Consider the following 13121-nt stretch of genomic DNA (forward strand, 5'->3'; position numbering starts at 1 on the left):
TCAAATGCGCTGCCCCGCTTGACGTTTTGCCGGACGGAGTGCGGCTTCCCACAGCCGGGTAGCACCAGTTGCCTGAAACTTGTTCGTGTGGTTCACTTCCGGCAGAGATGTCAGTGGTGGGCGGTTGGCAGGTTCACGTGCGGGGGGAATGCAATCTTTCCCGGGCCGGGAATCCGCGAGCGGCTCGCGGACCGCAGCAGGGTGCGGGCCGGACATCGATGAGGGACCAATGGAGACGGCCCCATCGGACGGCGTTCGTCGGTCGGTGGCAGTGGCCGAGCTCGGGAAAGGGATTGCGAGACAGTGAAACATCGTAAGCCGAGTCGGGCGCAGCGAGCGATGGCCACGACATCGTTGCCACTGGCCACCGCGGCCGCCGTGGCAACCATCCTCGCGTCGGGTACGGCGAGTGCCGCGCCGGCCGATCAGCCGAGCGTGCCGACCACTCCGGCGCAGCCGGGCGCCACCAACGAGGCCCCCGCGCAGGACAAAAACAACAACGGCCAGAGCCAGGACGCGCCGGGCACGCAGGAGAACGCCCCGCAGCAGAACGGCACTCAGCAGAACGGGCCGCAGCAGAACAACAACCAGCAGAACGGGCCCCAGCAGAATGGGCCGCAGCGCAACGGCAATCCGCAGCCGGGCGTCACCACCCCCAATCAGCCGGGTGTCACCACGCCGAACCAGCCGGGCGTCACCACCCCGCAGCCGGGCGTCACGACCCCGAACCAGAACGCGCCGAAGCCGGACCAGAACCTGGCCTCGCCGACGCAGCCGGGTGTGACCACCCCGCGTGTCGCGCCGCTGCCGGTGCCGGGTCAGGGCAGCCAGGTGCAGCCGGCCGTCGTTCCGGACCAGCCCACCCCGAACGGTCAGGCCGACCAGCTGAAGCCGGGTCAGCAGTCGCCGGACCAGACCGTGGGCACCCCGAACAAGCCGCAGTCGCACGACGGCAGCATGGACACGCTGCGTAGCCAGCAGGGCAACTCGGCCCCTTCGCAGCAGGCGCAGTGGACCTCTCCGAGCCTGCAGTCCGCACCGGCCGCACCGGTCGTGCAGATGAACGGCCCGCACACCGAGGTCGGCGCCAACGTCGACGGCGGCGGGCTGCTGCCGGGCTACGTGGCCAACACCCACCACTTCAGCAACCTCGACGGGTATGTCGGCACGGTCGGCTACAGCACTCCCAACGGGGTGGGCGACGCCGGTGTGTCGGTGGAGTTCGTCGAGGCGAACAAGGTCAAGATCACCTCGTACACCCACGCCACCGGCTTCGACGATATGAAGTCCGAGAGCTACGTCGACACCACCCAGGCCAATGCGGCCAAGGCGGCCGTCGAGGGCTGGATCAAGCAGCAGCCGGGTGGCGCCGCGGCACTGGATGCGGCCGCTCAGATTGGTAGACTCCCGCAGGGTGATATCGCTCCGCAAACGGTGAATGTCGCTGGTGCGACCACACAGTGGGGTGGCACGGTCCAGTACTGATCCGGTACTGATACAGACTGAATCGGCGCGTGGGGCGGTCGTTCGCGACCGCCCCACGCGTGTGTCTCGGGGAAGGAACGGGTGATGGCCTCCGGCGACGATCAGGGCCGGGACGAAGGCGAGTCGGAATTCGGCCCGCCGGTTTCCGGATTCGGACCACCGCTGAACGATTTCGGGCCGCCGACGGGTGAAACGGGTGCGGTCGGCTGGGCGCCGGTCGGAGAACCGGAACGTCCCACACTGGGCTGGCAGCCCGCCGATGCTCCCGCGACGCCGTCCGTCCCGCCGCCGCCCGCGCAGTACCGCGCGCCGGATTCGACCGCGGCGCCCGAAACCGTTCGCCACTCGGCACCGGAGACGCCACGCGCGCCCGAAACCGTGCGGACGCCCGCGCCGGAAACCATGCGGACGCCCGCGCCCGAAACCCGCCGCGTTCCCGAGCCGCCGCACGGCACGGACGCGGCACGCGCCCCGGAGACGGTGCGCTACCCCGACGCCGGCGGTGCCGACGCGGACCGCGGAACCTGGTGGCGCGCAGACGATTCCGGCTTCCCGCCCACTCCGCCGCGCGAAACCACAGGCTCGCTGTGGGACGACGACGAACTGGCGAAGAAGCTCACGGTGCCGCGCGGTGGCGCCGAGCAGAAATCGGGTTCGGGCTCGTTGTGGGACGACGACGAGCTGGCCAAGAAGCTCGCGCCGTCGCGGCCGGTGCCCGGACCGGAACCCGCCGAGGCCGGTCGCAACAAGACGGTCCTGATCGGCGGCGTCGGCGCGGCGGTCGTGCTGATCGTGGCGTTGATCGTGGTTGTCGTCTTCGCCACGAGCGGTGGTGGCGACAAGTCCGACAATGCGCAGGCCGGTGGTGCGACCAATGCAGCCGACGGCACCGGCTGCCAGGCCCGCACCGAGGGCAATCTGGTCTACGGCAACGGACCCGGCGACACCTCGAGCGGTGCGAACGCAATCTTCGGCTACCAGCACGCGTATTACACCGATCGCAATGCCGAGAAGGCGCACACCTTCATCGCTCCTGGGGCGAACGTGCAGGCCCCGCCGGACCTGCAGAAGACCATCGACGAGCACATCCCGAAGGGCACGACGTACTGCCTGCGGATCGCGACGACCGCGCCCAACCAGTTCAACGTCGAGGTCTCGGAGTTCCACCCCGACGGTACGAAGTCGTTGTATCTGGAGGTCATCACGACCGTGAATCAGGGAGGCCGGAACCTCATCCAACTGATCCAATCGTTCTAAATCTCACAATATGAGAATCTGAGTTCATATTGTGGACGCCGCTGTGCGAAAGTGGAGGTACCACCCCTTTCGCTCGGAGGTCTCCATGTCGCCGCATACTCCACCCCTGTCCCGTCGGCTGGACGGTCTGCAGAGTTCGGCGATTCGGGATCTGCTCAAGCTGACCTCCCGGCCGGACATCGTCAGCCTGGCCGGGGGCCTGCCCGACGAACAGCTGATGCCGCGCGATGCCATCGCCCGCGCCGCGGAGTCGGCGCTGGCCGACCCGTCCCGGTTGCAGTACACCGAGTCCGCGGGTTGGGGGCCGCTGCGTGAAGTGCTCGCCTCGCGGGAGTCGGTGCGACTCGGCCGGTCAGTGCCGGTGGAGGAGATCTTCGTCACGCACGGTTCGCAGCAGGCTCTCTCGCTGCTGGGTGAGGTCCTGCTGGATCCGGGCGCTCTCGTGGTGGTCGAGGATCCGGCCTACGTCGGTGCGTTGCAGGTGTTCCGCGCGGCGGGGGCGCGGATCGTGGCGATTCCGCTGGATTCCGACGGTATGCGTGTCGACGCGCTGGCCGAGCTGCTCGAGCGCGGCGAGCGCCCCGCGTTGGTGCATACGGTGAGCAATTTCCACAATCCGCGGGGTGTGACGCTGAGCCCGCAGCGTCGTCGCGAACTGGCGGCGCTGGCCGAACGCTACGGCTTCTGGGTGGTCGAGGACGATCCGTACGGCGAGCTCTGGTTCGATCGCCCCGCGCCGCAGGCCGTTGCCTCCTACTCGCCCAACGTGATCCGGCTGTCGAGCGCCTCGAAGATCCTGGCGCCGACACTGCGGGTGGGCTGGATGATCGCCCCGAACGCGGTGTGCCGTGGCGTGGAATTGCTGAAGCAGGGCGCCGATCTCTGCGGTTCGGCGCTCACCCAGCAGATCGCCGCGGACCTGCTGGCCGACGAGCCGTGGCTGGGCGCACACCTGGACAAGGTGCGCGGCATCTACGGCGAGCGTGCCACCGCCCTGGTGAACGCGGTTCGCACCCGTTTCGGCGACCGGGTGGTGAGCACCGACGCCGCCGGCGGCATGTTCGTGTGGCTCGACTTCACCGACGGCACCGATACCGTCGAACTGCTTCCACACGCGATCGACCACGGCGTGGCCTACGTCCCGGGCTCCGCCTTCGCGGTCTCGCAGCCCTACCGTGGCTCGATGCGCCTGTGTTTCACCACGTCGGATGCGGCGACGTTGGAGCATGCGGTCGACCGGCTCTTCGCCGCCGCAGAGTGATCCGTTACCTCGATTACGCACTAGCGCAATAGTTTTCGCAATTGCGCAGTAGTTGATCTTGCCGTTACGATCCATGTGGACTCAAGGGAGGGAGAATGTGATGTCCGCAAAGGTTGGTTTCGGGGTAGCGATTGTCGTATCACTCATCGGGTTCGCGCCGAGCGTGGCAGCGGCAAGTGGTCCTTGTCAGCCAGGTGTATCGACAAACTGCACGTCGACACCGCCGCCGCCGCAGTGTCAGCCTGGAGTGTCGACGAGATGCCCGCGGTGACTGGTAGTGCGTCACGGTAGCGTCGACGGTCAATGACACTACGGGTGGGCTGGCTTACTCAGCCCACCCGTAGGTGCGTTCGACGGCCTTGTTCCACTCTGCGTAGAGGCGTTCGCGGTCGGTGTCGGACATGGTCGGCTGCCATACCTTGTCCTCGGACCAGTTGGCGCGGATGTCGTCGGTTCCGGACCAGTAACCGACGGCCAAGCCGGCCGCGTAGGCGGCGCCGAGCGCGGTTGTCTCGGTGATCACCGGCCGCACCACCGGCACATCCAGGATGTCGGCCTGGAATTGCATGAGCAGTTCGTTGGTCACCATGCCGCCGTCGACCTTGAGGGTGGTCAGTTCGACGCCGAGATTCTCCGCCTGGGCGTCGGCGCGCATCGCGTCGATCACCTCGCGGGTCTGAAATGCGGTGGCCTCCAAGACCGCTCGGGCCAGATGCGCCTTCGTGACGAAACGGGTGAGTCCGCTGATCACGCCGCGCGCGTCCGGCCGCCACCGCGGTGCGAACAGACCCGAGAAGGCGGGAACGATGTAGGTGCCGCCGTTGTCGTCGACACTGCGGGCCAGCGGTTCGATCTCGGCCGCGGATTCGACGATGCCGAGGTTGTCGCGCAACCACTGCACCAGGGATCCGGTCACCGCGATGGAACCCTCCAGCGCGTACACCGCGGGCTGGTCGCCGAGCCGGTAGCAGACCGTGGTCAGCAGGCCGTGCTTGCTGAATACCGGAGTGGTACCGGTGTTGAGCAGCATGAAATTGCCGGTTCCGTAGGTGTTCTTCGCCTCGCCCGGCGACAGGCACGCCTGCCCGAAGGTCGCGGCCTGCTGATCGCCCAGGATGCCGGCCACCGGAACCCCGGCGAGCGGTCCGGCGGAGATCTCGGCATACACCTCCGAGGAGCTGTGGATCTGCGGCAGCATCGAGACGGGGATGCCGAACTCCGCGCAGATCTGCGAATCCCATTGCAACGTCTCGAGATTCATCAGCATCGTGCGGGAGGCGTTGGTGACGTCGGTGAGGTGGCGGCCGGTCAGCTTCCACAGGATCCAGCTGTCCATGGTGCCGAAGCACAAATCCCCGGCCTCCGCGCGGGCGCGCACCCCCTCGACGTTGTCGAGGATCCAGCGCAGCTTGGGGCCGGCGAAATACGTGCTGAGCGGCAGTCCGGTCCGGTCGGCGTAGCGCGCGGGACCGACGTCGCCGGCCAGCTCGTCGCACAGCGCCGCGGTGCGGGTGTCCTGCCAGACGATGGCGTTGGCCACCGGCTTCCCGGTGGCACGCTCCCAGACCAGGGTGGTTTCGCGCTGGTTGGTGACGCCGACCGCGGCGATGTCCCCGGCGCCGATCCCGGCGTCCTCCAGGGCGGCGCCGATCACGAATTCGGTGTTGCGCCAGATGGTTTCGGCATCGTGCTCGACCCAGCCCGGCCGTGGGAACAACTGCTCGTGCTCACGCTGCCCGAGGCCGGCGATGCGGCCGGAGCGGTCGAACACGATGCACCGGCTCGAGGTTGTCCCCTGATCGATGGCGGCCACGAAGCGTCGCATCCGTGCAGGCTACTAAACGTCGCACGCGCCGCGCATCACATCGCCGCGGGCCCGGCGGTGGACTAGGGTAGTAGCGATTACCGACGGGTAACGCAGGACGATCCCACCGAACAGTGCGGAGGAAGTCGAGCGATGAACGAGAAATCACACGGTCAGCACACCGGCGAACTGGGGCCCGAGCAGCGGGAGGCCAGCTGGGAAAGCTTGGGCGCCAAGCATTTCGACGTCATCGTGGTCGGTGGCGGGGTCGTCGGCGCGGGCATCGCCCTCGATGCCGCCACGCGGGGCCTGGAAGTGGCCCTGGTGGAGGCGCGCGATCTGGCCTCGGGCACGTCGAGCCGTTCGTCGAAGATGTTCCACGGCGGCCTGCGCTACCTCGAGCAGCTGGAATTCGGGCTGGTCCGGGAGGCGCTGCGGGAACGTGAGCTCAGCCTGAAGACACTGGCCCCGCATCTGGTGAAACCGCTGCGGTTCCTCTACCCGCTGACCAACCGCGGCTGGGAGCGGCCCTACGTCGCCTCGGGACTCGTGCTCTACGACACCATGGGCGGCGCGAAATCCGTTCCGGGACAACATCATGTGACCCGGTCCGGCGCGCTGCGCCTGGCGCCGGGGGTGCGCCGGGACGCGCTGATCGGCGGGGTCACCTACTACGACACCGTGGTCGACGACGCCCGCCACACCATGACGGTGGCCCGGACCGCCGCCCACTACGGCGCGGTGATCCGCACATCGACCCAGGTCGTGGACTTCCTGCGGGAGGCCGACCGGGTGGTCGGAGTGAAGGTGCGCGACAGCGAGGACGGGCGCACCACCGAGGTCCGCGGACATGTCGTGATCAACGCGACGGGCGTGTGGACCGACGAATTGCAGGCGCTGTCGCATGTTCGCGGCCGATTCCATGTGCGCGCGTCCAAGGGCGTGCACATCGTGGTCCCGCGCGATCGGATCGCCAGCGACGCCGCGCTGATTCTGCGCACCAAGACCTCGGTGCTGTTCGTGATTCCGTGGGGCAGCAATCACTGGATCATCGGCACCACCGATACCGACTGGAATCTGGACCTGGCCCATCCGGCCGCCACCAAGGCCGATATCGACTATCTGCTCGAACGGATCAACGAGGTGCTCGTCACCCCGCTCACCCATGACGATATCCAGGGGGTGTATGCGGGGCTGCGGCCGCTGCTGGCCGGGGAGAGCGACGAGACGTCCAAGCTGTCGCGCGAGCACGCGGTGGCGCAGATCGCGCCCGGTCTGGTCGCCATCGCGGGCGGTAAGTACACCACCTACCGGGTGATGGCCTACGACGCGGTGGATATCGCCGTTCACGACATTCCCCAGCGGGTGTCGTCCTCGATCACCGACAAGGTGCCGCTGCTCGGCGCCGACGGTTACTTCGCTCTGCTCAACCAGACGCCGCAGCTGGCGCAGACCTACGGTGTGCACCCCTATCGGATCGAACATCTGCTCAACCGCTACGGCGCCCTGATCACCGACGTACTCGATCTGGCCGAGGGCAAACCCGAACTGCTGCAGCCGATCACGGACGCGCCCAGCTACCTGCGGGTGGAGGCGGTCTACGCGGCGGCCGCCGAGGGGGCGCTGCATCTGGACGACATCCTGGCCCGGCGCACCCGGATCTCCATCGAGTTCTCCCACCGCGGCACCGAATGCGCCGACGAGGTGGCGCGGCTGGTGGCGCCGGTGCTGGGCTGGGACGAGGAGCAGATCCGGCGTGAGGTCGTTACGTACAACGCCCGGGTGGACGCCGAGATCCGCTCGCAGACCCAGCCCGACGACGTCTCGGCCGACGCCCTGCGCGCCGCCGCGCCGGAACCTCGTCCGGAGATTCTGGAACCGGTGCCGCTTCCGCAGGGATAGCGGTCAGGGCGCGGTCGCCGTGGGCGCCGAAGTGTGACCGGAACGCACAGGGCCCGTACTCGCCGAGTGCTGCAGGGCATAGGTGAACAGCACCGTGGCCGCGATGGCGATGGCGGTGATCAGCAGCTGGGTGACGAGCCGTGTGCTACGACGCATCGCGGTGCTCGCATATGCCATCTGCCCTGCTTCCCGACCGGTGACGATCTGTGTCGCCCTTATGTCGCGCTCACGCTCCGAAACGTTAGCGGCCGAAGGAAATGCAGCTATCGATCAGCAAATATTGCGCTTCGTCGCGGTCAGCGGCGAGTCCGGCGTGCGGCCCTCGGTTCCGGCGTCTCGGGTGCGGGCTGACAGCGGGGGCAGAAGTAGATGCCGCGTTCGGTGGCGGTGGCGGAGGCGGCATCCGGGCCGAACATGCGGACGAGGATCATCGATCCGCAGCGCCGGCAGGGTTGGCGCTGCCGACCGTAGACCACCGCGGGCCGGGGTGGATGGTGGGCCGCTCGCTCGAGGATGCGGTGGGCGGCGTCGACGAGTCCGGGGAGATCGGGTACGGCTGCGACGGGAGTGGCCGGGTGGATCCGCTCGGCGAAACAGATCTCACTGCGGAAGATGTTGCCGACTCCGGCCATGACGGTCTGGTCCAGCAGCGCGAGCCCGATCGGCCGCTCCGGGTCCGCGCGCAGCCGGCGGACCGCCTCGGCCGCATCCCAATTCGGGCCCAGGAGATCCGGGCCGAGATGATCGATCGCGGTGTGCTCGTCGGCGAGCGGGAGCACCTCGACCAGGCCGAGGGAGAAGCCGACGGCTTCGGTGTCGTCGGTGGCGAGAATCAGGCGCGCGGTGAATCCGGGTTTGGTCCACCGCTGGCCGGGGCGGTAGACCCGCCAGGTGCCCTCCATCTTGAGATGGGTGTGGATGCTGACCTTTTCGGTGCGGACGAACAGGTGTTTGCCGTAGCTGCCGACGCTGTCGACCCGGCTGCCGCGCAGATCGAGCGTGGCATAGCGTGGGACGCGAAAGTCACTGCGAGTCAGCGTCTTTCCCGCCAGCGCGGTTCGCAGCCGGGCCGCCGCGAGGTAGACGGTATCTCCTTCCGGCATCGCCGTTCACCCCCTGTGTCGCCGGAGGATGCGCGCCGGTCTCATGCTGTGCTGCGGAGCCGGAAGCCCCGGGGAGTGGTGTGGAAGCCGGCGTCGGTGAGGAATGCGGCGAAGGTGTTGCCGTGCACAGATTCCCCGTCGACGCGTTCGACGACCAGTGAGTCGATCCGGCGGTCGTGGACCAGAGACGCCAACGCGGCCGCGGCCTCGGTCCGGATCTCGGGGTCCTCGGTGAAGGTGAGCAGAGTCTTACCACCGCGCTCCAGGTACAGTGCCAGTTCGCCCGCGGCCAGGACGACCAGGGCTCCCGCCTTACGGCCCGGACGATGTCCGGCTCCCTCACCCGCGTTCTTCGGCCACGGCAGTGCGGCGCCGTACGGATTGGCCGGATCGCACGCGGCGAGCGCGACCGTGCCGCCCCGGCCGGTGTCGCCGCCCACCCGGTCGGAATCGTAGGAACGCAGCCGGTCTACCACGTCGGTGGTGGAGAACTGCGCCCCGCCGAGAGTGTCGACGAAATAACCGCGCCGGCAGCGCCCGCGATCCTCGAATTCGGTGAGCACCCGGTACATGAGCGCGAAGCCGCCCGGAATCTCCTCGTTCTGCACCGAACCCCGGGTCAGCACCCCGTAGCGCTCCAGCAGGAGATCGGCGGTGGCGTGGGCACGAATGGTGTTGTCCGGCAGGCGCTGTGGCAGCAGCGACCATCGACCGGCCACCGCGGGCGGGCCGGTCCGGGTCGGCATGGCCGGTCGCGGCAGGTACATGCGGCCGCGCGGGGTGCGTCGCGGGGTGCGGTGGGCGGTGGTGCTGCGGGTGGTGCCGGACAGTCGCGCCCGGACCGGGGCGAAGGTGTCGCCGGACAGATATCCTGCCCACACCAGCTCCCACAGTGCCGCGGCCACGGCCGCATCGTCGAGTATCCCGGTGGCGTCGGACAGTTGCCGGAAGAAGTAGGCGCCGCCCGCCACCGCGACGACACGGTTGCCGCCGACCGCAGCCGGTTCGGTGGCGGCCGCGCCGTCGCCATCGCCATCGAGCGCGATCGCGTCGCCGGTCGCCACCGTCAGCTCCGCGCCCAACGCCGTCAGCAGGTGCACCTGCACATCGGTGAAGTCGATCTCCTCCGGCGGCGCCAGCGTGACCGGCGCCTGATCCGCCGGATGCAGGGCGATCCAGCCGTCCTTCGCGGTGATGGCCCCGTGGCCGGACCAGAGCACCTCACCGGAGGCGGTGAGTTCGTCGAGCATCGCCGGTGTGTAGTCACGCACCCGCGACGGCAGAATGAGCGACTCCCACGCCGATGCCGGAATCGGCACGCCCGCAAGCTGTTCCACCACCGCGGCGACACCGTCCACGCCGCGCAGTGTCGAAGTGCCGATATGCTGCCACGCCGGCAGGAACCGGCCGAACGCGCCCGTGGATACCGGCTCGACCTCCTTACGCGCCGCGGCCAGCGAACGGCGGCGCAGCCGGCGCAACACCTGCGCGTCACACCATTCCGCACCGGCCGAACCCGGCGTGAATTCACCTTCCACCACCCGCTTCTCGGCCCCGAGGTGGTGCAGGGCGGTGGCGGCGACGGCCGGGCCGATCCCGAAGCGCCGGGCGACGGCGTCGAGGGTGAACGGGGCGTGAGTGCGGGCGTAGCGCCCGATCAGATCACCCAGGGGATCGGCGACCGGTTCGATGAAGGCCGCCGGGGTGCCGATCGGCAGGGGGACGCCCAGGGCATCGCGCAACCGGGCGGCGTCCTCGATCGCCGTCCACCACCGCGATCCCGCGAACGACACCTCGAGAACGCGCCTGGCCTGTAGCAATTCGGCGAACCACGGGTTCGGGTCGGCGGTGCACCGCGCGGCCGCCTCGGCCGGGGTGAGCGGGCCGAGTAGGCGCAGCAGGTCGGCGAGCCCTTCCGCGTCGCGGGCGTGGCGCTCGGGGGTCAGCCGCTGCAGTTCGCGTTCGGTCAGTTCGAGGACCGCGGCGTCGAGGAGTTCGCGCAGTTCCACCCGCCCCAGCAGTTCGGCGAGCAGGCTCGAATCCAGCGACAGCGCGGCCGCGCGACGCTCGGCCAACGGGCTGTCGCCCTCGTACATGAACTGGCCGATGTAGTCGAACAGCAACGCGTTGGCGAACGGTGACGGGGCGGCGGTCTCCACCTCGACCAGGCGCAGTTTGCGCCGCGCCACATTCGTCAGCAGATCCCGCAGGGCGGGCAGGTCGTAGACGTCGCGCAGGCATTCGCGCACCGTTTCCAACAGGATCGGGAAATCGGGGAATTTCCTTGCCACATCGAGCAATTGGGCCGCGCGCTGGCGCTGCTGCCACAGCGGCGCGCGGCGGCCGGGATCTCGGCGCGGCAACAGCAGCGCTCGCGCCGCGCATTCGCGGAAGCGAGAGGCGAACAGCGCCGATCCGCCCACCTGCTCGGTCACCACGTCGTCGATCTCGTCCGGTTCGAAGACGAACAGTTCCGCGCCCGGTGGATCGTCGGTGGTGTCGGGCAACCGGACCACGATGCCGTCGTCGGAGGCGGTCGGCGCGGCATCGACCCCGAACCGCTCCCGCAACCGCGCGCCCACCGCGAGCGCCCACGGCGCGTGCACCGGTAGACCGTAGGGCGAGTGCAGGATCAGCCGCCAATCTCCGAGTTCGTCGCGAAACCGTTCGACCAGCAGCGTGCGATCGGTCGGCAGATGGCCGGTGGCCTGCCGCTGCTCGGCCAGCAGTGAGACCAGATTCGCCGTCGCGAAATCGTCCAGGCCGGCGGCGTGGACGAGCTGTTCGAGTTCGACCAGTTCGCCGCCCTTCGCGGCGGCCTTACCCGCCTTGGAGGCCGCGGCTCCCGCTCGGGAGGGCGTGCGTCGCGTGGCGCCGTTTCCGCTGGGGTCCGAGGACGATCGGCGTTGTCGCGCAGGACTTTCCGCCCGCGCCGCCGGGGACCGCGGTTGCTCGTCGCCGAACGAATCGGCGCCGTTCCCCGCGGCCCGGCGCGCGGACTGCTGTCGTCCGCGACCGCCCGCCGGCCCGGAGTCGAGGGCTTCGCTGTCGAGCGCCGCATCGGGCCCACCCGCGTCTCGCACGAGTTCCGCGATCCGCCCGGCCGGTGCGTGTTCGACCGCCTGACCGGCCGTACGGATGAATTCGCCCAGAGCCGCGCCCAATTCGGCCGGACGCCCGAGGGAATCGCCGTGCCAGAAGGGGAGTCGGCCCGGCAGGCCGAACGCGGGGGAGACGAGGACCCGGTCGTGGGTGATGTCCTCGATGCGCCAGCTGGTCGCGCCGAGGGCGAACACATCGCCCACGCGCGATTCGTAAACCATCTCCTCGTCGAGTTCGCCTACCCGCGAAGCCTTTTCGCCGACCATGAACACCGGGAACAGACCACGGTCGGGAATCGCGCCGCCGGAGGTGACCGCGAGGCGCTGAGCGCCGGGACGCCCGGTCAGGGTGCCCGCATCGCGATCCCACACCAGGCGCGGACGCAGCTCGGCGAATTCGTCGGAGGGATATCGACCCGACAGCAGGTCCAGCACCGATTCGTACGCCGAGCGCGGCAGCGCGGCGAAACTTCCTGTCCCCCTGACCGTTTCGAACCACTCGTCGACATCGATCGGTTCCAGTGCGCAGGCGGCCACGGTCTGCTGGGCGAGGATGTCGAGGGGGTGGGCGGGGATCTTCAACTCCTCGATCTGTCCCGCCGTCATCCGCATCGACGCCACGGCGCAGTGGATCACATCGGTGCGGTGCTTGGGGAAGATCACCCCGCGCGAGATCTCACCGACCTGATGTCCGGCGCGTCCGACCCGCTGCAGCCCGCCCGCGACCGACGGCGGCGCCTCGACCTGCACCACCAGATCCACCGCACCCATATCGATACCGAGCTCGAGGCTGCTGGTCGCCACCACACACCGCAACCGGCCGCTTTTGAGATCGTCTTCGATGATGGCGCGCTGTTCCTTGCTCACCGAGCCGTGATGGGCCCGGGCCAGCAGCGGCGCCGCCCCGTGATTGACCTCGGTCGGCGACCCGAGCTGGGCGGGCGGCGCGTGCTCGCGGCGTCCCGCGACCTCCTCCGCCTCGTCGGGTTCGGCGATCCGCTCGGCGTATTCCTCGTTCAGCCGCGCCGTCAGGCGTTCGGCCAGCCGCCGCGAATTCGCGAACACGATCGACGAGCGGTGCGCCAGCACCAGATCCACGATCGCGGCATCCACATGCGGCCAGATCGAGCCCGGCTGATCGGATTCGTCCGGCTCGGTCATATCCGCCACCGGCACCCGCACCGACAGGTCGAACGTCTTCGGCGCCG

Annotated in this window: 7 protein-coding genes and 1 pseudogene; 4 read left to right on the forward strand and 4 right to left on the reverse strand. The window is 69.0% G+C overall.

Features of this window, described 5'->3' with window-relative positions; translation table 11 throughout:
• The first annotated feature begins 339 nt into the window (after positions 1–339).
• The 3 genes from NE2_RS14080 to NE2_RS14090 all read left to right on the forward strand — a co-directional run bounded on the left by NE2_RS14080 (position 340) and on the right by NE2_RS14090 (position 4003).
• Positions 340–1485, forward strand: coding sequence for a hypothetical protein (locus tag NE2_RS14080; protein ID WP_228816556.1), 1146 nt, complete (start codon positions 340–342; stop codon positions 1483–1485).
• 84 nt (positions 1486–1569) lie between these two features.
• A complete protein-coding gene (locus NE2_RS14085) occupies positions 1570–2742 on the forward strand; it encodes a DUF8176 domain-containing protein (protein ID WP_063026325.1) in 1173 nt (390 codons plus the stop codon).
• A gap of 85 nt (positions 2743–2827) precedes the next feature.
• The gene (locus tag NE2_RS14090) at positions 2828–4003 is read left to right on the forward strand and encodes an aminotransferase-like domain-containing protein (protein ID WP_063026327.1); all 1176 of its coding nucleotides are present in this window, start codon (positions 2828–2830) and stop codon (positions 4001–4003) included.
• Positions 4004–4328: 325 nt separating this feature from the next.
• On the opposite strand, the gene glpK is transcribed toward NE2_RS14090, so the two are convergent.
• Positions 4329–5828 carry a glycerol kinase GlpK gene (glpK, locus tag NE2_RS14095; RefSeq protein ID WP_063026329.1) on the reverse strand — a complete coding sequence of 500 codons (1500 nt, stop codon included), beginning with the start codon at positions 5826–5828 and terminating at the stop codon, positions 4329–4331.
• Positions 5829–5960: 132 nt separating this feature from the next.
• Here glpK and NE2_RS14100 point away from each other — a divergent pair, with 132 nt between their 5' ends.
• Complete coding sequence (locus NE2_RS14100) at positions 5961–7709, forward strand: glycerol-3-phosphate dehydrogenase/oxidase (RefSeq protein ID WP_063026331.1); 1749 nt, start codon at positions 5961–5963, stop codon at positions 7707–7709.
• Positions 7710–7712: 3 nt separating this feature from the next.
• Here the strand turns inward: NE2_RS14100 and NE2_RS35675 are convergent, their stop codons facing one another.
• The 3 genes and pseudogenes from NE2_RS35675 to NE2_RS37070 form a co-directional block, all read right to left on the reverse strand.
• Positions 7713–7886, reverse strand: a complete 174-nt coding sequence (locus NE2_RS35675) for a hypothetical protein (RefSeq protein WP_157110937.1) — start codon at positions 7884–7886, stop codon at positions 7713–7715.
• A 119-nt stretch (positions 7887–8005) separates the two neighbouring features.
• Positions 8006–8812, reverse strand: a complete 807-nt coding sequence (locus NE2_RS14105; RefSeq protein ID WP_063026333.1) for a DNA-formamidopyrimidine glycosylase family protein — start codon at positions 8810–8812, stop codon at positions 8006–8008.
• 41 nt (positions 8813–8853) lie between these two features.
• Positions 8854–12843, reverse strand: a pseudogene (locus tag NE2_RS37070) (Lhr family ATP-dependent helicase); the annotation flags it as partial.
• Positions 12844–13121 lie beyond the last annotated feature (278 nt).

The sequence above is a fragment of the Nocardia elegans NBRC 108235 genome, assembly GCF_001612845.1.
In the GTDB taxonomy this organism is placed as follows: domain Bacteria; phylum Actinomycetota; class Actinomycetes; order Mycobacteriales; family Mycobacteriaceae; genus Nocardia; species Nocardia nova.